The organism is Mycobacterium sp. E1214 (genome assembly GCF_001666755.1).
Taxonomy (GTDB): Bacteria; Actinomycetota; Actinomycetes; order Mycobacteriales; family Mycobacteriaceae; genus Mycobacterium.
The window spans coordinates 19581-46361 of sequence record NZ_LZJC01000082.1 but is presented as its reverse complement, the minus strand read 5'-3'; the positions used below and the strand labels follow the sequence as shown (position 1 = coordinate 46361).

General features: G+C 70.2%; 17 protein-coding genes and 2 tRNA genes. 8 read left to right on the top strand and 11 right to left on the bottom strand.

Annotated features, from left to right (window positions below; genetic code table 11):
- Positions 1 to 13: 13 nt before the first annotated feature.
- Complete coding sequence (locus tag A5700_RS09785) at positions 14 to 1342, bottom strand: MFS transporter (protein ID WP_068069932.1); 1329 nt, start codon at positions 1340 to 1342, stop codon at positions 14 to 16.
- A gap of 66 nt (positions 1343 to 1408) precedes the next feature.
- On the opposite strand from A5700_RS09785, the gene cmrA reads away from it, so the two are divergent.
- Complete coding sequence (cmrA, locus tag A5700_RS09780; RefSeq protein ID WP_068069930.1) at positions 1409 to 2215, top strand: mycolate reductase; 807 nt, start codon at positions 1409 to 1411, stop codon at positions 2213 to 2215.
- 3 nt (positions 2216 to 2218) lie between these two features.
- On the opposite strand, the gene A5700_RS09775 is transcribed toward cmrA, so the two are convergent.
- Positions 2219 to 3772, bottom strand: a complete 1554-nt coding sequence (locus tag A5700_RS09775; RefSeq protein ID WP_068069928.1) for a helicase HerA-like domain-containing protein — start codon at positions 3770 to 3772, stop codon at positions 2219 to 2221.
- Positions 3773 to 3883: 111 nt separating this feature from the next.
- Between A5700_RS09775 and orn the strand changes: the two genes are divergently transcribed.
- From orn to A5700_RS09760, 3 genes are all read left to right on the top strand, one after another.
- On the top strand, positions 3884 to 4531 hold the full coding sequence (gene orn, locus A5700_RS09770; RefSeq protein ID WP_068069926.1) for an oligoribonuclease: 648 nt from the start codon (positions 3884 to 3886) through the stop codon (positions 4529 to 4531).
- Between the two features lie 53 nt (positions 4532 to 4584).
- Positions 4585 to 4660: transfer RNA gene (locus tag A5700_RS09765), tRNA-His, on the top strand.
- 40 nt (positions 4661 to 4700) lie between these two features.
- On the top strand, positions 4701 to 5081 hold the full coding sequence (locus A5700_RS09760) for a hypothetical protein (RefSeq protein WP_068069923.1): 381 nt from the start codon (positions 4701 to 4703) through the stop codon (positions 5079 to 5081).
- 4 nt (positions 5082 to 5085) lie between these two features.
- Here the strand turns inward: A5700_RS09760 and A5700_RS09755 are convergent, their stop codons facing one another.
- The 3 genes from A5700_RS09755 to A5700_RS09745 all read right to left on the bottom strand — a co-directional run bounded on the left by A5700_RS09755 (position 5086) and on the right by A5700_RS09745 (position 9677).
- On the bottom strand, positions 5086 to 6282 hold the full coding sequence (locus tag A5700_RS09755; protein WP_068069920.1) for an Ig-like domain-containing protein: 1197 nt from the start codon (positions 6280 to 6282) through the stop codon (positions 5086 to 5088).
- 120 nt (positions 6283 to 6402) lie between these two features.
- On the bottom strand, positions 6403 to 7305 hold the full coding sequence (locus A5700_RS09750) for a DMT family transporter (protein WP_068204679.1): 903 nt from the start codon (positions 7303 to 7305) through the stop codon (positions 6403 to 6405).
- Positions 7306 to 7307: 2 nt separating this feature from the next.
- Positions 7308 to 9677 (bottom strand): MMPL family transporter, encoded by a 2370-nt coding sequence (locus tag A5700_RS09745; RefSeq protein WP_068069916.1) that lies wholly within the window; start codon positions 9675 to 9677, stop codon positions 7308 to 7310.
- Between the two features lie 152 nt (positions 9678 to 9829).
- On the opposite strand from A5700_RS09745, the gene A5700_RS09740 reads away from it, so the two are divergent.
- Both A5700_RS09740 and A5700_RS09735 read left to right on the top strand, forming a co-directional pair.
- Positions 9830 to 11068, top strand: coding sequence for a GNAT family N-acetyltransferase (locus A5700_RS09740; protein ID WP_068069914.1), 1239 nt, complete (start codon positions 9830 to 9832; stop codon positions 11066 to 11068).
- Positions 11069 to 11165: 97 nt separating this feature from the next.
- Positions 11166 to 11241, top strand: a tRNA-Lys gene (locus A5700_RS09735).
- 15 nt (positions 11242 to 11256) lie between these two features.
- Here the strand turns inward: A5700_RS09735 and A5700_RS09730 are convergent.
- Positions 11257 to 12483 (bottom strand): MFS transporter, encoded by a 1227-nt coding sequence (locus A5700_RS09730; RefSeq protein ID WP_068069912.1) that lies wholly within the window; start codon positions 12481 to 12483, stop codon positions 11257 to 11259.
- Positions 12484 to 12573: 90 nt separating this feature from the next.
- Here A5700_RS09730 and A5700_RS09725 point away from each other — a divergent pair, with 90 nt between their 5' ends.
- Positions 12574 to 13503, top strand: a complete 930-nt coding sequence (locus tag A5700_RS09725; protein ID WP_082959641.1) for a LysR family transcriptional regulator — start codon at positions 12574 to 12576, stop codon at positions 13501 to 13503.
- Here the strand turns inward: A5700_RS09725 and A5700_RS09720 are convergent.
- Complete coding sequence (locus A5700_RS09720; protein ID WP_068070036.1) at positions 13478 to 13705, bottom strand: DUF3618 domain-containing protein; 228 nt, start codon at positions 13703 to 13705, stop codon at positions 13478 to 13480. The two genes, A5700_RS09725 and A5700_RS09720, sit on opposite strands and share 26 nt — an antisense overlap.
- A 109-nt stretch (positions 13706 to 13814) precedes the next feature.
- Here A5700_RS09720 and bcp point away from each other — a divergent pair, with 109 nt between their 5' ends.
- Positions 13815 to 14297, top strand: a complete 483-nt coding sequence (gene bcp / locus A5700_RS09715; protein ID WP_068069910.1) for a thioredoxin-dependent thiol peroxidase — start codon at positions 13815 to 13817, stop codon at positions 14295 to 14297.
- Positions 14298 to 14322: 25 nt separating this feature from the next.
- On the opposite strand, the gene A5700_RS09710 is transcribed toward bcp, so the two are convergent.
- The 4 genes from A5700_RS09710 to A5700_RS09695 all read right to left on the bottom strand — a co-directional run bounded on the left by A5700_RS09710 (position 14323) and on the right by A5700_RS09695 (position 26574).
- Complete coding sequence (locus A5700_RS09710; protein ID WP_068069908.1) at positions 14323 to 15174, bottom strand: SDR family oxidoreductase; 852 nt, start codon at positions 15172 to 15174, stop codon at positions 14323 to 14325.
- Positions 15175 to 15480: 306 nt separating this feature from the next.
- A complete protein-coding gene (locus A5700_RS09705; protein ID WP_068069906.1) occupies positions 15481 to 16818 on the bottom strand; it encodes a dipeptidase in 1338 nt (445 codons plus the stop codon).
- Between the two features lie 92 nt (positions 16819 to 16910).
- Complete coding sequence (locus tag A5700_RS09700; protein WP_068069904.1) at positions 16911 to 17306, bottom strand: holo-ACP synthase; 396 nt, start codon at positions 17304 to 17306, stop codon at positions 16911 to 16913.
- Between the two features lie 31 nt (positions 17307 to 17337).
- Complete coding sequence (locus tag A5700_RS09695) at positions 17338 to 26574, bottom strand: type I polyketide synthase (RefSeq protein ID WP_068069902.1); 9237 nt, start codon at positions 26572 to 26574, stop codon at positions 17338 to 17340.
- Positions 26575 to 26781 lie beyond the last annotated feature (207 nt).

Below are 26781 nucleotides of genomic sequence, written 5' to 3'. Positions count from 1 at the left end.
CTCGGGCGCCGCGTTACACGGCCTCGGCCGCCGCGGCACCGCGCACCGGGACCCGGACCGCCAGCATCCCCAGCAGCCCCGCGACCAGCACCAGCGCGACGCCGCCCAGCCCGGCGCGCACGGCGCCGAACCCGTCGACGAACACCGAGAACAGCCACGGCGCCACGAAGGACACGGCCCGCCCCGTCATCGTGTAGAGGCCGAAGGCCACGCCCTCCCGGCCGTTCTTGGCCATGCGCAGCAGCAGGGCGCGCGCCGAGGACTGCGACGGCCCGATGAACATGCACAGCAGCAGCCCGCAAACCCAGAACGCCAGCGACCCGGACAGCACCATCAGCGTCAACGCCAGCACGACGATCGCCACCAGCGACCCCACGATCACGGGCTTGGACCCGATCCGGTGGTCGACGAATCCGCCCACCACGGCCCCGACGGCCGCCACCACGCTGGCGGCCACGCCGAAGATGAGCACGTCGGCCTGTGAGATGCCGTAAACGTTGACGCCCAGCACCGCGCCGAAGGCGAAGATGGCCGCCAAGCCGTCGCGGAACAGCGCGCTCGCGAACAAGAAGTAGACCAGGTTGCGGTCGCGCTTCCATTCGGCGGACACCTCGGTCCACAGCTTGCGGTAGCCGCCAAGCATGGTCGTCGGCTGGTAGCCCTCCACCGTGTCGGGCAGCCGCTGCGCCGCCAACAGCAGCGGCAGCGCGAGCACCGCGAGCCACGCGGCGGCCACGAGCATGGCCTCGCGGACGTAGAGCCCGTCGTGGACGGGCACCCGCAGCAGGCCGCGCACCGGGCCGGATCCGGAAATGAACCCCGTGTAGACGACGAGCAGTAGCAGCACGCTACCGAGATAGCCTGCGGCCCAACCCAGTCCGGAGATACGACCGGCGGTCTGCGGTGTCGAGAGCTGGCGCAGCATCGCGTTGTAGGGAACGCTGGCCAGGTCGCCGCAGGCCGCCGTCGCGCCCAGCAGGGCCAGGCCCGCCCACAGGTATTCGGGGCGGTCGCGGATGAAGAACATCGAACACGTCAGCGCCACCGCCAGGCCGGTGAGCACCCGAAGCGTCACCCGCCTGCGGTGCGGGGACTCGACCCACACACCGACGGCGGGTGCGAGCAGCGCGACGGTCAACCCGGCGATGGCACCCGCGCGGCCCAGCCAGCTGGCGGGCGTGACGCCGCCGGAGATGCCCGTCCCGACGCTGCTGGTGAGGTAGACGGCGAAGACGAACGTGGCGACGATCGCGTTCAGCCCGGTGGAGCCGCAGTCCCACAACGCCCACGCCACCACTCGAGATCGCACGACGGGGGACGTACCCGGCTCCGGTTGGCCCATGCCCGGCACTCTATGTGCCGCACGGGCCAGCCGCCGCGCCAGAGCCCGGCTGTCTACCATGGGCGCATGCCGATACCCGCTCCCAGTCCCGAGGCCCGCGCCGTCGTCACCGGAGCTTCCCAGAACATCGGTGAAGCGCTGGCCACCGAACTCGCCGCGCGCGGCCACAGCCTGATCGTCACCGCGCGGCGCGAGGACCTGCTCAAGGATCTGGCCGCCCGGCTGTCCGAGAAGTACCACGTCAGCGTCGAGGTGCGGCCCGCCGACCTCGCCGATCCCGACCAACGCGCAAAGCTGTGCGACGAGCTCGCCGCGCGCCCGATCTCGATCCTGTGCGCCAACGCGGGCACCGCGACCTTCGGTCCGGTCGCGACGCTGAGCGCCGCGGAGGAGAAGGCTCAGCTGCAACTGAATGTCCTTGGCGTGCACGATTTGGTGCTCGCGGTGCTGCCGGGCATGGTCGAGCGCAAGGCGGGCGGCATCCTGATCTCGGGGTCCGCGGCGGGCAATTCACCCATTCCGTACAACGCGACGTACGCGGCCAGCAAGGCGTTCGCCAACACGTTCAGCGAATCGCTGCGCGGTGAACTCCGCGCTTACGGCGTGCATGTCACGCTGCTCGCGCCGGGGCCGGTGCGCACGGAGCTTCCCGACGAGACCGAGGCGTCGATCGTCGAACGGCTGGTGCCCGACTTCCTGTGGATCTCCACCGAACACACCGCGAAAAAGTCGTTGAATGCATTGCAGCGCAACAAGATGCGCGTGGTGCCGGGGTTGACGTCGAAGGCGATGTCGGTGGCCAGCGGCTACGCCCCGCGCGCGATCGTCGCGCCGATCGTGGGCAGCTTCTACAAGAAGCTGGGCGGCGGTTAGGCGTTACCGGCGGCGCCGGCCCGAGCCGAACAGGCCCCGGATGGCTTCGCGAATCGCGGTGTTGACGCCGCTTTTCACGGTGGGGTCATGCCACACCCGCTCGAGAAGCCCCGGCTCGCGCGGCTCGTAGGGCGCGGGCATCGGCGGCAGCGCCTCGGTGCCGGGGGCCGGATCGGGCTGCGCCTGCGGCGCCGGTGCCGGCGGCGGGGGCGGTGGCGTCGGCGGCGGGGGTGCCGGCGCCTCGACCGTTCGCCCGTACTTCGCTTGCAGGGCACTGCGTTTCGCTTCCGCCGCGATCGCGTCGTTGCCGATCGAAGCCATCAGCGAACGCGGCACCCGCATGCGAGTCCACGCGACCGGAGTGGGTGCGCCCCGTTCGGAGAGCACGGTGACGACGGCCTCGCCGATACCGAGCGACGTCAGCGCCGACTCCAAGTCGTACACATCGGTTTTCGGGTAGGTCCGGACGGTCTTGCTGAGGGCCTTCTGGTCGTCGGGGGTGAACGCGCGCAGGGCGTGCTGGATGCGGGCGCCCAGCTGCGACAGCACGTCGTTGGGCAGGTCGGTGGGCAATTGGGTGCAGAAGAACACCCCGACGCCCTTGGACCGGATCAGCTTGACGGTCTGTTCGACCTGCTCCAGGAAGGCCTTGGACGCGTCGGCGAACAGCAGGTGCGCCTCGTCGAAGAAGAACACCAGCTTGGGCTTGTCCACGTCGCCCACCTCGGGCAGCTCGTGAAAAAGGTCCGCCAGCAACCACATCAGGAACGTCGAGAAGATGACCGGCCGCAACGACTGGCCGGTGAACTCCAGCAGCGAGACGATGCCGCGGCCCTGCTCGACGCGCAGCAAGTCCTGCGGATCGAGCTTCGGCTCCCCGAAGAAGGTGTCACCACCCTCGCCACCGAGGTTCACCAGCGCCCGCAGGATGACGCCCGCCGTCGTCGGCGACACGCCACCCAGCGATTTCAGATCGTCCTTGCCCTCGTCACCGGTCAGATGATTGATGACCCCGCGCAGGTCGTCCAGGCTGACCAGCCGCCGGTGGGCGCCCTTGGCCCAGTGAAAGATCAGGCCCAGCGTGGACTCCTGAGTCGCGTTGAGCCCCAGCACTTTTGACAGCAACACCGGCCCAAAGCTTTCGACGGTGGCCCGCACCGGCACGCCCACTCCCCCGGTGCCCAGCGAGAGGAACTCGACCGGGAATGCCGTCGGCGCCCAGTCGTCGCCGGTCTCCCGGGCGCGGGCGTCGGTCTTGTCGTTGCCTTCCCCGGGACGCGCCAGCCCGGACAGGTCGCCCTTGACGTCGGCCATCAGCACGGGGACACCGGCGGCGCTGAGCTGCTCGGCGATCAGCTGCAGCGTCTTGGTCTTGCCGGTACCGGTCGCCCCGGCGACCAACCCGTGCCTGTTGATGGTGGACAGCGGGATTCGGATCTGCGCGCTCGGGTCGGCGACGCCGTCGACCACCACGGCGCCCAGTCCCAGCGCCTGCCCGTCGACCCGGTAGCCGTCCGCGATCCGCCTCGCGGGCGTCGCCGCGGATTCGGTGCCCATCGCGCCGCCTCCCTTCGCCTCGCCGTCCAGCGCTCACCCTACTTCTCCTTCTGCCCACCGAACCGGGGGCGATGACCGGCGCGGCCCCCGAAAGGGCCTAGTCTGAGCGGCGTGCGCGACACGCTGGTGTGGATCGATTGCGAGATGACGGGGCTCGACCTGGGGTCGGACAAGCTGATCGAGATTGCGGCCCTGGTCACCGACGCCGAGTTGAACATCCTCGGCGACGGGATCGACATCGTGATCCACGCCGACGACGCCGCGCTGGCCGCGATGGGCGAGGTGGTCACCCAGATGCACGCGCGCTCCGGGCTGACCGACGAGGTCAGGGTGTCCACCGTCGACCTGGCGACGGCCGAGGCGATGGTGCTGGACTACATCGGCCAGCACGTTAAGCAGCCCAAGACCGCGCCGTTGGCGGGCAATTCGATCGCCACCGACCGATCCTTCATCGCCCGCGACATGCCCACCCTCGACGACTTCCTGCACTACCGCATGATCGACGTCAGCTCCATCAAGGAGCTGTGCCGGCGCTGGTACCCGCGGATCTATTTCGGCCAGCCGGTCAAGGGGCTGGCCCACCGGGCGCTGGCCGACATCCACGAGTCGATCCGCGAGTTGCAGTTCTACCGGCGGACCGCGTTCGTCGCGCCGCCGGGCCCGTCGACCAGCGAGATCGAGGCCGTGGTCGCCGAGTTGGGGGGCCCCACCGACGCCACCGGGTCGAGCGATTCGGCCCCCGAGGCGCCGAGCCGCTAGTATCGACGTCGCCGCTCGTTGGGCCCCCTCGCGGGGACCGGCTCGCGGCCATGGTGAGTGTAGTTCAGTTGGTAGAGCACCAGGTTGTGATCCTGGGGGTCGCGGGTTCGAGTCCCGTCACTCACCCCAACACGTCGGCGACTGACGTCGCCGCCTAGCCTGCCTTGTGATGCTGATCAAGACGGCCGCCGTCGCGGGGACGGCGATCGCGCTCACCGGCTGTGCCGGGTCCGGCCAACCGATCGCCACGGTTACGTCCACGCCCCCGCCGCTGATGAAGACCGTCACGGTGACCTACACCCCGCCGCCTCCGCCGGGACCGAAGACGACGATCGACACCAACGGCACGTTCGTCGTCGGCTCCGACATCGACCCCGGCACCTACCGCACCGACGGGAAGTACGGCTGTTACTGGGCGCGGCTGCGCAGCCTCGATACCGGCGACATCATCGACAACAACGTCAGCGACGGCCCCCAGATCGTGCAGATCCTGCCCGGCGATAAGGCGTTCATGACGCGCGACTGCGGTACCTGGCACAAGACCGGCTGACCCGTCAGGTGTTGGCGTTGCCCGCTTTCCACTGCGCCCACGGCATGTTCCAGTCACCCAGCCCCTCGGTGCCGGACAACACCGGCCCCACCGTGTTCATCACCTGCACGATGTCGCCGGCCTTGCTGTGGTCGTAGAACCACTCGGCGTTGCTGGGGCTGACGTTGAGGCAGCCGTGGCTGGTGTTGGAGTGCCCCTGCGCGCCCACCGACCACGGCGCGGAGTGCACGAAGACTCCGCTGTAGGACATCTGGGTCGCCCAGTCCACCTCCGTGCGGTAGCCGTTGGGCGAGTTGACCGGCACCCCGTAGGTCGAGGAGTCCATGATGATGTGCTTGAACCGCGCGCCAATGATGTAGACGCCGTTGGCCGTTGGCGCGCTGTCCTTGCCCATCGACGTCGGCATGGTCTTGACCACCTCGCCGTTCACCCGCACCGTCACCATCTTGGTGGTGTCGTCCGCGGTCGAGATGACCTCGTCGCCAATGGTGAAGTGCGTCTTGACGTTGTCTTCGCCGAACATCCCGTTGCCCAGGTCGACGCCGTAGGTGTTGACCGCGACGTCGATGGTGGTGCCCGACTTCCAGAAATGCTCTGGGCGCCAACGCACTTCGCGGTTGTTCAGCCAGTAGAACGCGCCCTCGACCGGCGGGTTGGTGGTGACCGCGATGGCCGTCTGCGCGGCCGCCCGGTTGGCGATGTTCTCGTCGAACCGGATCGCAACCGGCTCCCCGACGCCGACCACCTCACCGTCACCCGGCGACACGTAGGGCATGGTCAGGTGGGCGGGCGAGCTGGTCTGAAAGGTCATCTGCTTGTTCGCCGCGCCGCCGAGACCCAGCGCCTTCGCGCTCAACGTATAGCGCCGGTTGTAACCGAGCTGCTCGGTCGTCGACCAGCGCAGCCCGTCGGGGCTGAGCTGGCCGCTGATCGACCTGCCGTTCTCGTTGACCATGGTGACCGAGGCCAGCACGCCGTCGGCGACGGTCACCGTCACCGGGGAATCCACCGTCACCCCGACGGCGCCGTCGGTCACCGAGGCGGTGAGCTTGGGTACGAGCAGGTCGGCGAAGGGGGTGCCCTTGTCGAAGATGACCTTGGCGGGCGCCGCGGTGTGGTCACCGCCGCATCCGGCGCCCAGCACGGCAACCACGGCCATCGCGCCAGCCAGCCACGATCGCCGCGCGCGCAAAGACAACATGGAGTGACCTTCCACGAAATTTCCTCAGTTGGTCACCGCTGACCACAGATGATCGCAAGCATTGTAGTGGCTCGGCTCCACAAATCGCGGCCTTGACGCGGTAGCAGCAGCGCGTGTCGGTTACGCCGGCTGGCCGACCTCGTCGTCGAGGCGCTTCTCGACCTCCGCGTGGGTGGCGACGGCCTCCACGCGGGCGAGTTTGACGATGGCCGCGGCCATCACGAGCGCCGCCACCGCCAGCGCCGCGGCCCCGGCGCGACCGGTGGTCAGCGTCTCGTCGAGCACCACGACACCCAGCAGCGCCCCCACCACAGGCTGCGCCATCTGCAGCGTCGGCATCGAGGCGGTCAGCGGGCCCGCCCGAAACGCCGCCTGGCCCCACACGAATCCGCCCGCCACCACCAACGCGGCCGCGTACAACTCGGGGGTGCGCACCACCGCGGCGGCACCGTCGCCGAGGCGGGCGACGACCTCCTTGGTGAGCACCGCGAACACCCCCCACAACGACCCGGCCACGAAGGCGAACAACGCCGCCGCCGCGGCACCGCCCAACCGGCGACCCGCCACCGCGCACGCGGTCAACAGCGAACCCAGCACCACCGTGACGGCGATCCAGCTGCGCAGCGGCGCGCCGCAGTGCCCGGCCGCCGGGTGCCCCACCGTGACGACCACGCTGACGGCCGCCGTCAGCAGGCCGCCCCAGATCCACTCGCCGCGGTGCGTCACCCGGTGCGACACCCAGGCGTTGACCGGGAGGGCGAACAGCAACGACAGCATCAGCAGCGCCTGCACCAGCAGCACCGAACCCCGGCTCAGCGCGGCCGCCTGCAACGCGATGCTCGCGACCAGCAGGGCGGCTCCGCACCACCATCGGGGATTGCGCACCAAGACGCCCAGCAGCCCCACATGGCCGAGCGACCGATGCTCGGCGCAGTGCGCCGCCCGTTGCTGCAGCACGTCGCCGACGGCCACGCACAACGCCGAAGCTAACGCCAAGAACACGGCGATATCTCTGGGAGTCACGGCTATTCGCGGTCCGCGAGGGCTTCGATGGGCCAGCGCCGGATCACATGCGGCGCGGCCTCCGGCGCGTCGGCGTCCCACCGGCGCTGCCCCACCGCGGCGGCATCCACCTCGCCGGTGCCCGACCTGATCCGCAGGCGTGTCAACGCCTTGGGTGCCCACCAGATCCAGCGGCCGAGCACATGAATGAAGGCGGGCAGCAACACCATTCGCACCAACGTAGCGTCGACCAGCACGGCCAGCGTCAGGCCGACGCCGAGCATCCGCATGAACGACACGTGAGCGGGGATCAGCGCGGCGAACGAGATGGACATCACCAACGCGGCGGTGGTCACCACCCGCCCGATGCCCGCCAGGCCCAGCGCGGTGCTTTCGTCGGTCGCGGCGCGCGCCTCGTACGGGATGGGACGCTCCTCGTGAGCGGGCGGCGAGGCCATCCAATATTCGTGGATGCGCGAAACCAGGAACACCTCGTAGTCCATCGCCAGCCCAAAGGCGATGCAGAACAACAACACTGGGATGTTGGCATTCAGCGTTCCGTTGGGCGTGGTGCCCAGTGCGTTGAGGTGCCCGTCCTGGAAGATCCACACCATCGCCCCGAAGGCGGCCGTCAGCGACAACACGTTGCACACCAGGGCCTGCACCGGGATCACCGCGCTTCCCGTCAGCAGGAACAACAGCGCGAACGTGATCAGCGCGATCAACCCGAACACCAGCGGCAACCGGTGGGTGATCGCGGCGACGCTATCGCGGTTGATCTGCGCCAACCCGGTCATCTCCACCGACCGCTGCGCCGGGGCGGCCACCTGGTGTAGCCGGTCCAGCTGGACGTCGGAGGCGTGCGAGTACAGGGGCGCGGTGCTGTCCACGGTCAGAAACGCACTGCCGTTGGCCATTCCGGTGGCAGCGGCGGGCGGCCCCGCCAACCTGCCGGCGACGAAGGTACCCGTCGGGGCGGAGACGGCGGAGACGTCGGGGACGCGCGACAGCGCGGCGGCGTAGCCCTGCAGATCGGCGGGGGTGACACCGCGGGCGTCGGGCAGCACGACGGTCATCGAATTGCCCAATCCGCCGGGGAAGTCGTTGTCGAGCATGTCGGCGACCTGGCGCGCCGTGGCGGACCGGGGCAACACCCGTTCGTCGGGGAAGCCCCACTTCACGCCGAGGAATGGAACGCCTAGCAGCACGAGCAGCGCAACCACGCTCAACCCGATCGGCGCGGCGTGATGCAGCACGACCTTGGTGGAGCGGTACCAGAACAGCGAGGTGACCGGAGTGTGCGCGTGGTCGCGCCAGGATTTGGTCTTCGCGGTGACCCCGAACAGGCTGCGGCGCACGAACCGGGACACGTCCAACGCGTCGAGCCGCGCACCGAGCAGGGCGATCGCCGCGGGCGTGATCACCACGGCCGCCAGCGCCACGATGATCGCGGCGGCGACGATGGTGTACGCCGACGACTTGAGGAAGTACATGGGGAACAGCGCCATCACCGCCATCGACAGCCCCACGGTGGTGGCAGAGAACAGCACGGTCCGGCCGGCGGTGGCCATCGTGCGCACCAACGCCCGCTCCCGGTCCTCGGTGCGCGCCAACTCCTCCCGGTACCGGGTGATGATCAGCAAGTTGTAATCGATCGCCAGGGCGAGGCCCATGGCGATGCTCAGGTCCAACGCGTAGGTGGACACATCGGTGGCGAAGCTGATCACCCGCAAGACCGACATGGTGCCGACGATCGCGAACAGGCCCAGCACGATGGGCAGCGCCGCGGCGACCACGCCACCCAGCACCCACACCAGGACCGCGAAACTCAGCGGAACGGCGATGGCCTCCATCAGGACAAGGTCGCGTTGGTTCTGGTCGTTGATCTGCGCGTACGCCACGGCCATGCCCCCGGCGCGCACGGTCACCCCGGGGCGATCGTGCACCAGCTGGCGGGTCAGCGCGCTGGCATACTCCTGCGCCTTGTTCTCGCCGCCTTTGAGTTCGGCCACGATGAGCCCGGAGGTGCCGTCCTTGCTGACCAACTGGGCCGCGGCCGCCGGGGGCGACGTCCACGGGGAGGAGACGTTCAACACCCAGGGCGACCGCGTGAGCTGTCCGGCGATGTCGGTGCCGGTCTGACGCGCCTGCTCGCTGCGCGCCCCGGTCGGGGCGGTCACCACGATCAGCATGGTCTGGTCGGTCTGGCCGAGCCTGTCGCGCAGCACGTCGGTTGCCCGCGCGGATTCCGACGTCGGGTCCTGGAAGCCACCACCCGAGAGCTTGTCGATCACCGGGATGCCGAAGATCGCCGCCGCGACCATCGCCAGCGCCGCCACCGCGATGATGCGCCTCGGCGCGGCGATGGCCAGCCGGGTGAGTGTTTGCAGCATGGCGTAGGGCTATACCCACAACGCCGCCGTCTGACCCACCGCGACGTTTGGTGATCTGGTACTCGGGTATCGAATCGGGAGCGGCGGCCCCGGACGGGAAATCGGGATACAGGCCGCCGGTTCGACTGAATCAGCGGCAGATTGGACCACCCATGAGCGACGGGGACGACGCCATCAACATCAGGCACCCGGGCGACAACGACTGGCAGGCGGTGTATGAGAACCAGGCCCGCACGTTCGGCGACCCGGTGGGCGCGCGCGACGTCGACGCGTGGAAACGGCGGGTAGCCCCCGAGGACATCCTGATCGCCGAGGACTTGTCCGACCCGGACCAGCCGTACTTGGTGGGCACGTCGATCATCTATCGCACCCAACTCACCGTGCCCGGTGGGGGCAGCGTCCGTGCGGCCTGGCTGACCATGATCGCCGTGGCCTCGACACACCAGGGCAAGGGCATCTGGGCGAAGCTCAGCTCCCAGGGGCTGGGCATCCTGCTGGACCGGGGCTACCCGATCGTGTTCGGTGTGCCGACGCAGACCGCGATGTACGACAGCTTCGGTGCTGGGGTGTCGAGTTACAGCCACAGCTATTCGGTCGACCGCCGATTCGCCAAGCTGCGCGATGCACCGGGTGAGATCCGGGCCCGCGAGGTCAGCGCCGAACAGGCGAAGGATCGCCTGCCGGAGCTTTACGACCGGTGGCGCGCCGTCACGAACGGGGCGGTGGAACGCGACAGCGCTTGGTGGGCCGACGCTTTCGACGATCGGTCGATCCAGCGGGGCGCCAAGTCCGAGCTGAAGTACACCATCCACCCCGACGGCTTCCTGACCTACCGCGTCGTCGGCGAGGACGTACACGGCTACCGGCCGCCGCTGGGCACCGTGGTGGTGCAAGACTTCTGCCCCATCACCGACGACGCGCACACCGAACTGCTCGCGACGCTGCTGGCCTTGGAGATGTTCTACGAGATCCAGATCGACGTGCCCGTCGACGACCCGCTGCCGTTGAAGCTGACCGACCAGCGCGCCGCCGCGTCGCGCGGCGTCAACGACTTCTTGTGGGTGCGGATCAACGACGTGCCCGAGGTGCTCAACACGCGCACTTACGCCGCCGACACCGAGCTCGTGCTGGAAGTGGCGGACCCGCTTGGGCTTTCGGGCGGCCGCTTCCTGCTGCGGATCAACGACGGCGTCGGGAAGTGCTCACCGCACGACGGCGACCCGGACCTGCGGATCGGCCTGGCCGACCTGGCGTCGGTGTACACGGGCGCGCACACGGCGTCACAGCTGCGGGCGGCCAACCGCATTAACGAGCTGACTGCCGGCGCCGTGCGGGATCTGGACGCCGCATTCCGCGTCGAGCGCGCGCCGTACTGCGGAACGCTGTTTTGAGCGCCCAGAGCAGCGATTATCCTGGTAAAGGTTCGGGGATTTCGCTTGGCGGCAAGACGCCTGTTATTGTCGCCTACGCGGTCTCGGCCGATCACTAGCGCCGTTAGCTCAGTTGGTAGAGCAGCTGACTCTTAATCAGCGGGTCCGGGGTTCGAAACCCTGACGGCGCACCACCCCCACGCCCGGCGTCACGCCGGGTGTGGCCGCCCGACGGGCACGGCGTCCCGGATCAGCGTCGCGACCAGGCACAGCGCGACCAGCAGCAGCAAACCGACGAACGTCACCGTCGCCGGCCAGCCGCCCACGTTGTACACGACACCGCCGAACGCGCCGACGACCGACCCGCCCAGGTAGTAGGCGAACAGATACATCGCGGACGCCACCGCCCGGTCGCGTTTCGCGGCGGCCCCGACCCACCCGCTGGCGACCGTGTGGGCGGCGAAGAAGCCGGCGGTGAATAACCCGATGCCGCCGAAGATGGCGACCAGCGCGTGCGGCACGGTGACCAGCAGGCCGGCCGCGGTGACCGGCAGGGCACCGAACAACACCAGCGCACGCCCCTTGCGGTCGGCGAGCCGGCCCGCGACGTTCGATGACACGGTGCCCGCCAGGTAGAGCAGGAACATTAGGCCGACGGTCGACGACGCCAACCCGAACGACTGACCGGTCAGTCGGTAGGCCAGGTAGTTATAGACCGTCACGAACCCGCCCATCAACACGAAGGACAAGCAGAACAGCTTGGCCAGCAACGGGTTTCGCAGGTGCGCGGCGAGGTTGCGCACCGCGTCGCGCGCGGTGGCCGCCTTAGGCGTGAAGAACTGGGAGCGCGGCACCAGGGCGGCGAAGACGATGACGCCCAGCAGCGAGGCCGCCGAACTCACCAGCAGGGCGACCCGCCAGTTGCTGACCTCCACGACCAGCGACGGGATGATCCGCCCCGCCAGCCCGCCGACCGTGTTGCCGGCGATGTAGCGTCCCACCGCCGAGCCCAACGACGACACGTGGATTTCCTCGGCCAGGTACGCCATCGCAACCGCGGGAATGCCGGCCAGGGCCACCCCCTGGGCCGCCCGCCCGGTGAGCAGCACGCCCAGGTTCGGGCTGAACGGCAGCAGCAACCCGATCACGCTGGACGCCACCCCCGACGTCAGCATCACCCGGGTGCGGCCGTAGCGCTCGGAGAGCACGCTGGCCGGAATGATCGCCAGGGCCATCAGCCCGGTCGTCAGCGACACGGTAAGCGCGGCGGTGGTCGGGGCGATGCGGTAGTACACCGAGAACGCCGGCAACAGCGCCTGGGTGCAGTACATCGCCGAGAAACTGGCCAGCCCGGCACCGGCCAGGGCGGCGGTCACCCGTCGGTACCCGGCGGTGCCGACACGGTGGGCGACGGCGGTGGCGGCGAGGGTGGCCATGGGTTCGATGCTCCGCGCTCACGCCAACATACGGAAATGTATTAATCGATCGTTTATGATGCATTTATCGCATTAGCGGAGGTGGCGGGCGTGAGCGACGGCGACTACGAGTGGTTCATCACACTGGCCGAACTTCAGCACGTCACGGCGGCCGCCGAACAGCTCGGCATTGCCCAACCGACCCTCACCCGGATGCTGGCCCGCCTGGAACGGCGCCTGGGCGTCGCGCTGTTCGACCGCCGTGGCCGCCGCCTGAGCCTGAACGCCTACGGCCGGATTTTCTACCAGCACGCCCGGCGCGCGCAGCTCGAGCTCGACTCGGCGCGGCGGGCGATCGCCGACCTGGCCGACCCGGCCGTCAGCGAAATCCGGTTGGGCTTTCTGCGCTCGTTCGGCCGCACCGTGGTGCCGCGCCTCATCGCGCAGTTCACTCGGGCGTCGCCGCGCGTGACGTTCACCCTCAAGGAGGGCGCCGCCGAATGGATCGGCGAGCTGGTGGAGAACAGGTCGATCGACCTGGGCGTGGTGTCGCCCCGGCCGCAGAACCCGACCCTCGGCTGGCGCACCATCTTTCGGCAACGGCTCGGGGTGGCCGTCCCCCACGGCCACCGCCTGGCCGGGCTCGCGACGGTCTCGATGGCCGCGCTCGCCGACGAGCCGTTCGTCGCGATGCATCACGGCTACGGCATGCGGCGGCTGCTCGACGAGCTGTGCGCCTCGGCGCAGTTCCAGCCGCGCATCGCCCTGGAATCGGCCGACCTGACGACCTCGGCCGGCCTGGTGGCGGCGGGCCTGGGGATCAGCCTGGTCCCCCTCGACGACAGCGAGGCGCCGGGCGTTGCGGTGCTGCCGCTGGCCGAGGCGGACGCCTACCGCGACGTCGGGGTGATCTGGAACGCGGGCCACCCGCTGTCCCGCTCGGCGCGCAGCCTGGTCGAGTCCGCCGCCGAGGGGGGCGCCACCGGCGTCGACCCGACGACGCGCCGACGTGTCCTCAGCGGTCGCGGATCCGGCGGATGACCACGACGACGACGATCGACGAGATGCCCGCGAGCGAGGCGAGCACCACCGGCTTCGTCACGAAGTCGACGGCCCGGGCCTTCAGGTCGTCGGCCAGGCGGCGCGGGTTCGCGCGCTCGGCGAGGGTATCGACGGTCGCCGCCAGCTGGTCGCGGGCCACGTCGATGTCCCGCTTGATTGCCTCGGGGTCCCGGTCCGCCACGTCGCCATCCTCCAAGTCGCCCGCCATGGGGTTACTGCACCTGCCCGAACTACCCTAGATCAGCCGGCGGCAACCCCGGCGCGCCGGTGAACAGAAAGGGACTTCGACCGTGCCCGACTCGACCGAGAACACGCGGCTGGCGCCGGGTGACACCGCGCCGTCGTTCAGCCTTCCCGACGCCGACGGCAACACGGTGTCGCTTTCCGACTTCAAGGGGCGCCGCGTCGTCGTCTACTTTTACCCGGCCGCCTCGACGCCCGGGTGCACCAAGCAGGCCTGCGATTTCCGCGACAACCTGCACGAGCTCAACGACGCCGGCCTCGATGTCGTCGGGATCTCCCCGGACAAGCCGGAAAAGCTCGCCAAGTTCCGCGACGCCGAGCAGCTGACGTTCCCGCTGCTGTCCGATCCCGACCGCAAGGTCCTGGCGGCCTGGGGCGCCTACGGCCAAAAGCAGATGTACGGCAAGACCGTCACCGGCGTCATCCGCTCCACGTTCGTGGTGGACGAGAAGGGCAAGATCGCCGTCGCGCAGTACAACGTCAAGGCCACCGGCCACGTCGCCAAGCTGCGCCGAGACCTCGACGTCTAATCCGCCGACCGAAGCTGCACAGCCCTCACCGGGCGGCCAATTCACGGAAGTACTCCGCCAACGAGCGGGGCTGGCGACCGAGAATCGCGCGCAAGACGAGAGGGTTGCCGCCGGGCAGCCCGTGGCGGTCGTAGTGAGCCAGCATGCGGGTCATGCCCTCACGGAAGGCGCCTTCGGGCATCTTGGCCGTGAACTGCTCAGCCGGCAGGCGTGACGCGCTGATCGGCCGGCCCAGCACCGAGCTGAGGATCTTCGCCGCCTGGTAGCTGTCATAGTTCCCCGGGGAGCTCAGCTCGAAAGTCCCGTAGCTCAGCTCCGAGCCGGTCATCGCGATCGCGGCGACCTCGGCAACGTCGCGGTAATCCACCCAGCAGAATTTCGACGACAGGTTGTAGGGCTGTGACAGCCGGTCGTGTTCGACGACGTCGTCCCAGAACAGCTCGAAGTTCTGCATGAACCTCGCCGGCTGCAAGACGGTGTAGTCCAGATCGGACGTGTAGAGCGCGTCTTCGACCGGCAACTTGGCGGCGGCGTGATTAGTGAGCGCCGAGACCGACGGGTGAATGACACCGGAGAACACAAACTTCCGCACTCCCGCGTCGCGGGCCGCATTGACCATCGCCACGCCCATGTCGGCCTCGCCCGCCGCGTGCCCCGGGCCGATGTGAAACACACCGTCCACTCCGTCGACCGCGGGTGGCAGGCTCGCCGGCTCGCTGAGGTCACCGATCACCACCTCGTCGGCGCCGTTGTCTCGCGCGACATTTCCACGGTCCTCGTTGCGGACCAGCGCGCGCACCGTGACGCCACGTTCGGTCAGGGCGCGCAACACCCAGTGGGCGTAGGTGCCCGTGGCTCCGACCATCAATACGTGCATGTGAGTGTCTCCTCGTGGTCTCGGTGGCTAGTCCTGCGAATAGCCCTGCAGCTGCGCATAAACCTTGGTGTGTTCATCTCGGCATGAATACCGTCGAAGGTGCCGTTGCGTTCGGCGAACCGGAACGCCTTGACCCGGTCGACGACGATCTCGTCGGCGTCCGGCCCGCTCTGCGGCATGGCAGCGGATCCCGTTCTCGCGCAACGGAAACGGCCTCGAGAGGTTCCCGGCGTCGCCCGGCGACGACGACTCGATTGCGCCAGTAGCCGGACGCCGGGACCTGGAGGCGCAACCCCATGCGAGCGCTCAGTGACCCAACTGGTCCAACAGCAGCGCCTCGGCGATCGCCGCGCGCTCCAGCACGCCGAGATGCAGGCTCTCGTTGATGCTGTGCGCCTGCGTCCCCGGATCCTCGACACCGGTCACCAGGATTTTGGCGTCCGGGAAGGCCTCGGCGAATTCGGCGATGAACGGGATGGAGCCGCCCATACCCATGTCGATCGGCTCAACGCCCCACGCCTGGCGGAACGCCGCCCGCGCCGCGTCGTACACCTCGCCGCTGGCGTCGATCGCGTAGGGCTCGCCGATCTCGCCCGGTGTCACGGTCACCCGCGCTCCCCAGGGCGCGTGCTTTTCCAAGTGGGCGGTCAGCGCGTCCAGGTGCGCCGCGGCATCGCCGCCGGGGGCCACCCGCATGCTGATCTTGGCCCGCGCCCGCGGGATCAGCGTGTTCGACGCCTTCTCCACGGGGGTGGTGTCGATGCCGATCACGGTCAGGGCCGGTTTGTCCCAAAGGCGTTGCGGCACTGAACCGGAACCGATTTCACTCACGCCGTCGAGCAGGCCGGAGTCGGCGCGCACCCGGACGGCCGGGAACTCGGGATAGTTGAGCCCGCTCACGTCGGGCTCGTGCAAACCGGCCACGGCGACGTTGCCGTCGTCGTCGTGCAGGCTCGCCAGCAGCCGCACCAGCACGCTGAGCGCGTCGGGAACCACCCCACCCCACAGGCCGGAGTGCAGCCCGTGATCGAGGGTGGCCACCTCGACCACGCAGTCGGCCAGGCCGCGCAGCGACACGGTCAGCGCCGGGGCGTCGACGCCCCAGTTGTCCGAGTCGGCGATCACGATCACGTCCGCGGCCAGCGCCTCGCGGTGCGCGGCCAGCAGCCGGCCCAGCGAGGGCGACCCGGATTCCTCTTCCCCCTCGACGAAGACCGTCACACCGACCGGCGGGCGGCCGCCGTGCGCCCGGAACGCGGCGAGATGCGTGGCGATGCCGGCCTTGTCGTCGGCGCTGCCGCGGCCGTAGAGCCGGCCGTCGCGCTCGGTGGGCTCGAAGGGCGGTGACGCCCACTGGTCGCGGTCGCCCTCGGGCTGCACGTCGTGGTGGGCGTAGAGCAGCACCGTCGGCGCGCCCGGCGGCGCCGGATGGTGGGCGATGACGGCGGGCGCCCCGCCCTCGCTGACGATGCGCACGTCACCAAAACCGGCTTGCGTCAACAACTCCGACACGGCCTGGGCGCTGCGGTGCACCTCGTCGCGCCGGTTCGGGTCCGCCCACACCGATTCGATGCGCACCAGGTCCTCGAGGTCGCGCCGCACCGACGGCAGCACCTCGTGAACGCGCTCGACGAGATCACTCATGGCATCGAGGCTAGCCTGATCGCGCTCCCCGCCGAGATCGACGCTAGCGCGGGATACGTCGAGAGGAACTCGCGCTCACGTCGGTGTCGGCGCTAACCGGTTGTCTCGATGATGGCCACGGCCGCCGCGGTGTCCCCCTCGTGGGTCAGCGACACATGGATCGTCACGTCGGCCAGGTGCTTGGCGATGTCACCGGTCAGCCGCACCCGGGGGCGCCCCCACATGTCGGTCACCACCTCGATGTCGCGGTGGATGTCCTCGCGCAGCACGGGGCGCTGGGCGAACCGGGAGCCTGACCAGGCCTTGATGACCGCCTCTTTCGCCGCCCAGCGCGCCGCCAGGTGCCGCGCCGCCGACGAGCTCTTGTCGGAGGCGTCGCGCCGCTCACCCGGGGTGAAGGTCTCGGCGAACACCGTGCCCGGCTGGTCGACCTGCTCGGCGAAATCAGGGATGGACACGAGGTCGATCCCCACACCGACGATTCCCATGGGTCGCCAGGCTAACGTGTCGGCGCGGGCGTCATCCGGCGGACACCTCGTAGGCTCCCCCGTCGCCCAGCCGGGCGGTCGGGTTGAGCAGCATCGCCGCCTCCTGCCGCTTCTCCGGGATGTCGTGGTCGAAACGACGGTCCGCCGGCCGCTCGTACAGCGGCGCGCCGCCCGCGATGGCGGAGGCCAGCCGTCGCTGACCGGCGAGCAGCCGCGCGTCGGCGCGCCGCTGATAGTCCGCGCGCTCCTCGGGCTTCAGCGCCGCAATGAAGGCCTGCGGGTGCACCAGCGCGACGAGCCCGGACACGTGGCCGAAGCCGAGGCTGGTCAGCACGCCGGCCTTGAGCGGGAACCGCTCGCCGAGGCGCAGCGTCTCGCGCACCCACACGAAGTGCGCCGAGCCGGACAGCTCGTCGTCGACGCAGTCCAGGCTGCGGTTGGGCGGAATCACCCCGTCGCGCAGCATCTGGCACAGCCCCATCATCTGGAACACCGCCGCGCCGCCCTTGGCGTGCCCGGTGAGGCTCTTCTGCGACACCACGAACAGCGGGGCCCCCTCGGAGCGGCCCAACGAGTCGGCCAACCGCTCGTGCAGCTCGGTCTCGTTGGGATCGTTGGCCAGCGTGGAGGTGTCGTGCTTGGACAGCACCGCGATGTCGTCGGCGCCGACGCCCAGCCTGCCGAGCGCCCGGGCCAGCTGCGAGTCCTTGCCGCCGCGGCCGGCGCCCAGCGCGCCCAGCCCCGGGGCGGGGATCGACGTGTGCACGCCGTCGGCGAACGACTGCGCGTACGCGACCACCGCGAGCACCGGCAGGCCCATCTTGAGCGCCAGGTCGCCCCGCGCCAGCAGGATGGTGCCGCCGCCTTGCGCCTCGACGAAGCCGAGCCGGCGCCGGTCGTTGGGCCGGGAGAACTTCGAGTCGTGAATTCCGCGGCCCCGCATCATGGAGGTGTCGGCGGTGGCGGCCATGTCGCCGAAGCCGATGATGGCCTCCAGCGTCAGGTCGTCGAATCCGCCGGCGACCACCAGCTCGGCCTTGCCGAGCCGGATCTTGTCGACGCCCTCCTCGACCGACACCGCCGCGGTCGCGCACGCGCCGACCGGATGGATCATCGCGCCGTAGCTACCCACATAGCTCTGGATGACATGGGCGGCAGCGACATTCGGCAGGACTTCCTGGAGGATGTCGTTCGGCTTGTTCCGGCCGAGCAGGTTGCCGTGATACATCGTCTGCATCGACGTCATGCCGCCCATGCCGGTGCCCTGGGTGCTGGCCACCAGGCCCGGGTGCACCCACCGCAACAGCTCGGCGGGGGTGAACCCCGAGGACAGGAACGCGTCCACCGTCGCGACGATGTTCCACAGCGCGACCCGGTCGGTCGAGCTGGCCATGTCCTGGCTGATCCCGAACACGGTCGGGTCGAAGCCGGTGGGGATTTGGGCGCCGACGACGCGCGACAGCTTGGTCTTGCGCGGCACCCGAATCTCGGTGCCCGCCTTGCGGATCACCTGCCAGTCGGTGGAGTCGGGCACCGGCTGGATGATCGTGTGCGCGGGGTCGAACTCGACGAACGCGCGGGCGTCGGCCTCCGAGGACACCACGAACGAGAAGTCCTTGTCCAGGAACACGCTCACCAGCAGCGGCGACGCGTGGTCGGGGTCGATGGCGCCGTCGTCGACGAATTCGCGGATGCCGACCCGCTCCACCACGACGTCGTGGTAGCGCTCGACCAGCTCGGCCTCGTCGACCAGATCTCCGGATTCGGTGTCGTACCAACCCGGTTGGGGGTCGTCCTCCCAGCGGACCAGCCCGGTGGTCCAGGCCAGCTCGAGGACGCCGGCCGCCGACAGCTGGTTGTCGACCTCCATCTCGAACCGGGTGCGTGACGAGCCACACGGGCCGATTTCGGCGCCGCCGACGATCACCACCAGGTCGGCCGGGTCGACGTCGAGGTCGGCCCACTCCGGGGGCGGGGCCGGGCTGAAGCCGCGCGGCGGCGACGGCAGGGCGGCGATGGTGCCCTCGGCGGCGACGTCGTCGTCGGCTTCGCCGGAGGTGGCTTGCTCGCGCGCCTTGGCGGCCAGCTCGGCCATGTCGAGGTTGGCCTCGCCCAGGCCGCCGGTCAGGTCCGCCTTGATCGGCGCACTGGCCGCGGCCACCTTGGATTCCACGTCGCACAGGCCCAGCAGCATGGCCGCCATCTCGTCGGTGGAGTACGTGGTGACCCCGGCCTCCTCGACGGCGTCGACGATGGCGTCGTTGTGGCCCATCAGCCCCGTGCCACGGGTCCAGCCGATCAGCGCGTGCGCCAGGGAAACCCTTGACGCCCAGGACGTTTCGGCGTGCCAGCGGCTCACCAGGGCGTCCAGCGCCGACTTCGCCTCACCGTAGGCGCCGTCGCCGCCGAACATGCCCCGGTTCGGGGAGCCGGGCAGCACCACGTGCAGCCGCGACGCGATGTCGCGCTCGGCGCCGATCTTGGACAGCCCGCCGATCAGCCGCTGCACGGCCCACAGCAGGACCTTCATCTCCATCTCGGAGCGCGAACCGGCCTCGGAGAGGTCGCCGGCCACCCGCGGCGCGGCGAACGGGAACAGCAGGGTGGGTGTCTGCGCGTCCTTGATGTGAATGGATTGCGGCCCAAGGCTTTCGGTCTGCTCGGTGCCCACCCACTCGACCAGGGCGTCGATGTCGGAGTAGGACGCCATGTTCGCCGCCACCACCCACAGCGCCGCGCCGTAGCGGGCGTGGTCGCGGTAGAGCCCGCGGTAGAACGCCAGCCGCTCCTCGTCGAGCTTGGAGGTCGTCGCGATGACGGTGGCGCCGCCGTCGAGGAGCCGGCCGACGACCGACGCCGCGATCGAGCCCTTCGACGCGCCGGTCACCACGGCGACCTCGCCGCTGTAGCGACCCGGGTCCGGATTCTCGGCGCCGGCGGCGATGCGACCGTACAGCGATGCGTGGATCTGCCGGCCGGCGGCCAGCGCCTTGCCCTGCCACCAGGTGGCCTGCGTGGCCACGACGTGTCCGGCGCCCTCGAACCGTTCGGACAGGCTCAGCCACCGGGCGTCGATGTCGCCCTCGTCGCTCAGCCAGAGCTTGACCAGGTCCTCGCGGGCGCTGGCCCAACGGTCGTCAAACACCACGGCCTTCTTAGGCTCGAACACCGGTGCCACCAAACGTGGCCAGTCCGAACCCAATTCGGCGGTCACCAGGTCGACCAGCTCGGCGTCGGTGGCGGTCGGCGAGACCGACACCGGGTTGTCGAGCCCCAGCTGGTTGAGCACCAGGCGCGCCGCGGACGCCAGCACCCCGTCGCGGCCGGTGATCTGGTCGGTGAACTCGCTGAGCGCGGCCGCGTCGATGGTCGCGCCGCCGCCCCCGCCCGACGACGGCAGTGCCACCGCGACGCCGCGACGCGCCGCGACGGACGTGACGGCGGCGTCGATCACCTTGTCGACGGCGGCCGCGTCGGCCAGGGCGCCTTCGTGCAGGTGGCCCATCGCCCCGCCGCGGACGCTGGTGCCCTCGCGGGTGCCCAGCACCACCTCGACCGTGACGTGCTTGGCCCAGCCCTCTCCCAGCTCCCACGTCTTCTTGACCCGCTCGGTGATGGCGGCCGGCCGCTTGCCCGACGGCCCGAGCACCGTGCGCAGCTGGTCGTTGATCGCGTCGGAAAGCACCGGGCCGAACGGCTTGTAGGTGCGGGCCAGCTTGGTCACCTGCGAGCGCAGGCCGGCCAGGTCGGCCTCGGCCGCGCCGTCGATGGCACCCAGGTTGAGCTCCGAACCCAAATCGACCAGCAGCTGGTTGCGCCGCGACGAGGCGCCGTCGGTGATGGACTCGATGGAGTCCAGCTCCTCGATCTGGTCGAGGCGCATCTTCGCCGACAGGGCGATCAGCGCCAGCGTCGCGTCGGCGGCGTCGAACCCGATGTCGTCGGGTCTCGGAGCGCCTGACGGCGCGGTCGGCGCGGCCACCGGCGCCGCCGCTTGCGGCGCGCCTTCTGTCGGTGCGCTCGACTCCGCGGCCGGTTCTGCGACCTCGTCGGCCTCCGGCTCGGGATCGGTGTCCGTCGCGAACAGCACCGCGGCGTCACGCTCGGCGTTGAGGACTTCGACTGTGCTGTGGGCGTATTCGGGCAACTTGAGGGTGTTGGTGGCCAGCCCGGCGACGGTCGGCGCGGACTTCACGCCGATCTCGACGAACCGCTCCACCCCCAGGCCGCCGGCGGCCTCCTCGGTGAACAGCAGGTCCTGGGTCTCGATCCAGCGCACCGGGCTGGCGAACTGCCAGGCCAGCAGCTCGATCAGGACGATGCGGGCCATCTCGTTGCGGCGCTCGGCGAGCCAGGTGTCGTAGTCGGCGAGGATCGCGTCGAGCGGCTCGGCGGGCACCAGGTCGCGGATCTCCTGGATGAAGTCGCGGTCCAGGGTGAACGGCCGCGGCACCAGGTTCGGGATGTAGCGCCCGATGATGACGTCGGGATTCTTGTCGCGCGGCATGACGCGGTCCAGCGAGCGCCGGAACTCGGCCACCCCGACCCGCAACACCCGCGAATGGAACGGCACGTCGATGCCGGGCACCAGGATGAAAGAGCGCTTGCCGCCGCTGATTTCGCGGCGCCGCTCCACCTCGGCCTCCAGCGCCTCCAGGCCCCGCACGGTGCCCGCGATCGCGTACTGCGAGCCGCGCAGGTTGAAGTTGACGATCTCGAGGAATTCGCCGGTGCGCTCGGCGATCTCGGCGACGAACGCGGGCACCTCGTCGTCGGGCAGGTCGATCTGCGAGGGGCGGATCGCCGCCAGCCGGTAGTTGGACCGGCCCAGGTCGTCGCGTGGCACGATGTCGTGCATCTTCGAGCCGCGGTGAAACACGGTCTCCAGCAACGCTTCCAGCTCGTAGATGCCGGTTACGCAGGCCAGGGCGGTGTACTCGCCGACCGAGTGACCGCAGGCGATCGAGTCCTCGACGAAGGCGCCCTGCTCGCGCATCTCGGCGACCTGCGCGGCCGCGACCGTCGCCATCGCGACCTGGGTGAATTGCGTCAGGTACAGGACGCCCTCGGGGTGGTTGTAGTGCACGCCGCTGGCGATGATGCTGGTCGGGTTGTCGCGCACCACGTGCAGCACCGAGAAGCCCAGGGTCTCGCGGGTGAACTTGTCCGCCTTGTCCCACACCTTGCGGGCCGCCTTGGACCGGGCGCGGACGTCCATGCCCATGCCCTTGTGCTGGATGCCCTGGCCGGGGAAGGCGTAGACCGTGCGCGGCGCGGCCAGCCGCGCGGTGGCGGCCATGACCAGGTCCGAACCGATGCGGGCGGCCACCTCGACGACCTCCGCACCCTGGTCGATGCCGACCCGTTCGACGCGGAACGCGACCTCGTCGCCGGGGCGCACCATGCCCAGGAAGCGCGCGGTCCAGCCGATCAGCCGGGCGGGCGGCCGGGCCTGGCCGTCGGTGGCGGTGACCGCGTGCTGCGCGGCGGCCGACAGCCACATGCCGTGCACGATCGGCGAATCCAGGCCGGCCAGCAGGGCGGCTGCGCGGTCGGTGTGGATGGGGTTGTGGTCGCCGGAGACCACGGCGAACGGGCGCATGTCGACCGGCGCGGTCAGCGTCACGTCGCGGCGACGGCGGCGCGGGGTGTCGGTGGCGTTCTCGGAGATCGCGCCCCCGGCGCGCGGCGGGTCGGCGAGTTCGGCGGCCCCGGTGCGGCCCAGGATCGCGAAACGCTCGGTGAGCGTGGCGATTTCGTGGCCGTCAGCGTCGGCGATCGTGACGCCCACCGGCACCACCCGGCCCATCTCGGTGTCCACGGCGGCCGACGCCGTCGCGGTGACCGTCAGGTGCGCCGGCTCGGCGGGCAGCGTGCCGGTCATGTGTGCGGCGTGGTCCAGGTGCACCAGGCTCAGCAGGCCTTCGACGACGGGGACACCGCTGTCGGTGACGGCCGAACCGATCGCCGCGAACACCGCGGGCCAGCACAGGCCCACCAGCGCGTCGGGTGCGGTGTTGAGGCTGGGCGCGAGTCGTTCGGAGAAGGTGGCCGTGACGCCGGTGTGGTCGGCGACCCGCTCGGGGTCCCAGTTCACCGTCGCGGTGGCCGTCCCGTCGGTGACCGGTGGCAGGAACTCGGGGCCCTCGACGCCGGCGGCGATCGCCAGCACGGCGCGCATCGCGGTGGCGGCGTCCTCGGTGGAGACCACCGGGGTGGCGCCGTCGACCGTGTTAGCCGGCAGGGTGAACGGAATCTCGATCCAGGTGCCGGACACCGGCACGCTGAGCACGACGCGGTCGCCCTCGACCTGCAGCCGCGCCCCGGTGGACGAGTGGGTGGCGCGGTGGCTGTGCGGTCCGTCGTGCACCAGCCAGTCGGACGGGTCGGCGATGCGGTGCACCGGGTTGATCGCCGTGCGGCCCGCCCACTGCACGTCGGGGCAATCGAGGACGACGGCCAACGGGCCCGTCACGTCCGCGCGGCCCAGGCGGCGCGACGCGACCTCGCGGGGCTGCGCGCCCGCGGCCAGCGTCTCGTCGACGGCCGCCTGCTCGAAGCGGTCCAGCAATTCGCCGACGGGCTCGTCCAGCCTGGTGATGCCGGCGACGGCGGCCGTGCCCGGGATGATGCACACCTGGTCGGCGTCGTAGCGGGCGTCGTGCGCCTGCCACAGCGAGTCGCTGCGCCACCAGCGCCGCACGTCCTTATCGATGACCGGCACGAAGTTCACCGGCTTGCCCGGGAGCTTGCACAGCGTGACGAAGAAGGGCACGTCGGCGGGGTGCAGGTGCACGGTGTCGGCGTCGGGGTAGGCGCCGAGCAGCGTCTCGAGGGCGGCCTGCGGGTCCTCGAGCAGGCCCGCGTCGCCGAACAGGGTCTCGATGGGTCCCGAGTCTTGCGGGTGCAGGCGCGCCTCCGCGCGCTGCAGCATCCGCCCGAAGCGGTCGCGCCAGGTGTCGGCCAGCCACGGGCTGCCGGGCTGCATGGTGTCGGCGGTGGAGTCGCCGTCACCGATGGCCAACTCGACGTAGCGCCGCAACCACTGCAGGTAGGTCATCTCGCCGGCGTCGCCGAAATACGGCTTGGCGGTGTTGGCCATCGCGGCGATGATCTCGTCGCGGCGCGCGGCGACGGCGTCGGCGTCACCGGCGACCTCGTCGAGCAGCCGGCCGCACCGCGAGGCGCTGTTGTCGATCTCGTGGATGTCGGCGCCGAGCTGGCTGCGGCTCGAGGCCATGCCGCCCGAGGCCTTCCCCGCGCCGATCCACTCGTCGGTGCCCTGCGTCTCGACCAGCATCCGCTTGACCGACGGCGACGTGGTCGCTTCCTTGGTCGCCATCGCCGCGGTGCCGACCAGGATGCCGTCGACGGGCATCAGCGGGAACCCGTAAGCCTGCGCCCAGCGCCCGGACAGGTACTCGGCCGCCCGTTCCGGCGTGCCGATGCCGCCGCCGACGCAGACGGTGATGTTGGACCGCGACCGCAGCTCCGAATAGGTCGCGAGCAGCAGGTCGTCGAGGTCCTCCCACGAGTGGTGGCCCCCGGCGCGGCCGCCCTCGATGTGCACGATCACGGGCTTGGTGGCCACCTCGGTGGCGATGCGGATGACCGAACGGATCTGCTCGACGGTGCCGGGCTTGAACACGACGTGGCTGATGCCGGCGTCGCTCAGCTCCTCGATGAGCTCGACGGCCTCCTCGAGGTCCGGGATGCCGGCGCTGATCACCAGGCCGTCGATCGCCGCGCCGGACTGCCGCGCCTTCTGCACCAGCCGCTTTCCGCCGACCTGCAGCTTCCACAGGTACGGGTCCAAAAACAGCGCGTTGAATTGATAGGTGCGGCCCGGCTCCAAGAGCTCGGCGAGCTCCGCGACGCGGTCGGCGAAGATCTCCTCGGTGACCTGGCCGCCGCCGGCCAGCTCGGCCCAGTGGCCGGCGTTGGCCGCGGCGGCGACGATCTTGGCGTCGACGGTGGTGGGCGTCATGCCCGCGAGCAGGATCGGCGAGCGGCCGGTCAGGCGGGTGAACTTGGTCGACAGCTTGACCCGGCCGTCGGGCAGCCGGACCAGCGTGGGGGCGTAGCTGGACCAGGCCCGCGCCACCTCGGGCACGGCGCCGACGGTGAACAGGTTGCGCTGGCCGCCGCGGGTGGCGGCGGGCACGATGCCCACCCCGAGCCCGCGGATCACGGGCGCGGTCAGCCGGGTCAGGATGTCCCCGGGTCCCAGGTCGAGGATCCAGCGGGCCCCGGCGTCGTTGACTCGGGTGATCTCCTCCACCCAATCGACGCGGCGCACCAGGATGGCTTCGGTCAGTTCGCGGGCCAGCGCGACGTCCAGGCCGATCTTTTCGGCCCAGTTGCCCACCAGGTCGATGCCGTCGGCCAGACGGGGGGTGTGGAAGCCCACCTCCACCTGCACGGGGTCGAAAACCGGCGCGAAGACGTCGCCGCCGCGCAGCTTGTTCTTGCGGTCGGCCTCTTCTTTCTCCGAGATCTGACGGCAGTAGAGCTCGAAGCGGGACAGCTGCTCGGGCGTGCCGGTGATGACGACCGACCGGCGCCCGTTGCGGATCGACAGCACCGGGGGCAGCACGGTCCGGACATCCTGCGCGAACTCGTCGAGCAGCCGGCTGATGCGCTCGGGGTCGGCGTTGGTGACCGACACCATCGGCGGCCGGTCGCCCAGGACGGCGATGCCGCGGCGGCGGGCCACCAGCGTGCCGGCCGCGCCGATGAGCTGGGCCAGCGCCAGCAGCTCGACGTCGCGGGCGCCGCCGGCCTTCAACGACTCGACCGCGAGCACGCCCTGCGAGTGGCCGGCGACGGCCACCGGTGGCGTCGCGGTCAGGTCCATACCCTGGCGCGCCAGGGCGCGGACGGCGGCGATCTGGGTGAGCAGGACGCCCGGGATCGACACGGCGGCCGACGTCAGGTGCTTGTCGGAGGGAACCGGGTCCTCGGCCGCCAGCGCCCGCACCCAGGACAGCGGTTCGAAGCCGATCGGACGCACCACGACCAGCTCGTTGGCCACCGGCTGCAGAAGTAGCTGCACCTCGCCGACCAGCGTCGCCACCTCGGCTTCGATGCCGGCCGAGGACACCAGTTCCTCGAGGGTCTCCAGCCAAGCGCTGCCCTGGCCGCCGAAGGCTACGGCGTAAGGCTCGCCGGCCGTCAGACGGTCGACGAGCGCATGGCTGTCCCCGGCTCCCGGGCGGCCGTTCCCGTCGCGGTCAGCGGATACCCGGTCGTGCTCGTGGATCGTCACCTGCTATCTCCCCTGCCTGCGTCTTTCGTGTCTGTCCGTGTCAACGTGTGCTTGGGTCCGGGTGAGGGAACCCGCCGCCACGCGGGTGTCCTCGATTCGGCGTCGAATCTCAGCCGGAACCCGGCTGACCGGTGTGTTGTCGGCGGGCCGCCTCGATGGCGGGGCGGCGCGGCGGACTCCATCGGATGCACTAAGAGTGTCATAAGG

Bases quoted from the DNA above. Each gene is read 5' to 3' on its own strand.
- A5700_RS09785 (WP_068069932.1), bottom strand. From the start codon at position 1,342: ATGGGCCAACCGGAGCCGGGTACGTCCCCCGTCGTGCGATCTCGAGTG.
- cmrA (WP_068069930.1), top strand. From the start codon at position 1,409: ATGCCGATACCCGCTCCCAGTCCCGAGGCCCGCGCCGTCGTCACCGGA.
- A5700_RS09775 (WP_068069928.1), bottom strand. From the start codon at position 3,772: ATGGGCACCGAATCCGCGGCGACGCCCGCGAGGCGGATCGCGGACGGC.
- A5700_RS09760 (WP_068069923.1), top strand. From the start codon at position 4,701: ATGCTGATCAAGACGGCCGCCGTCGCGGGGACGGCGATCGCGCTCACC.
- A5700_RS09755 (WP_068069920.1), bottom strand. From the start codon at position 6,282: ATGTTGTCTTTGCGCGCGCGGCGATCGTGGCTGGCTGGCGCGATGGCC.
- A5700_RS09745 (WP_068069916.1), bottom strand. From the start codon at position 9,677: ATGCTGCAAACACTCACCCGGCTGGCCATCGCCGCGCCGAGGCGCATC.
- A5700_RS09740 (WP_068069914.1), top strand. From the start codon at position 9,830: ATGAGCGACGGGGACGACGCCATCAACATCAGGCACCCGGGCGACAAC.
- A5700_RS09730 (WP_068069912.1), bottom strand. From the start codon at position 12,483: ATGGCCACCCTCGCCGCCACCGCCGTCGCCCACCGTGTCGGCACCGCC.
- A5700_RS09710 (WP_068069908.1), bottom strand. From the start codon at position 15,174: ATGCACGTATTGATGGTCGGAGCCACGGGCACCTACGCCCACTGGGTG.
- A5700_RS09705 (WP_068069906.1), bottom strand. From the start codon at position 16,818: ATGAGTGATCTCGTCGAGCGCGTTCACGAGGTGCTGCCGTCGGTGCGG.
- A5700_RS09700 (WP_068069904.1), bottom strand. From the start codon at position 17,306: ATGGGAATCGTCGGTGTGGGGATCGACCTCGTGTCCATCCCTGATTTC.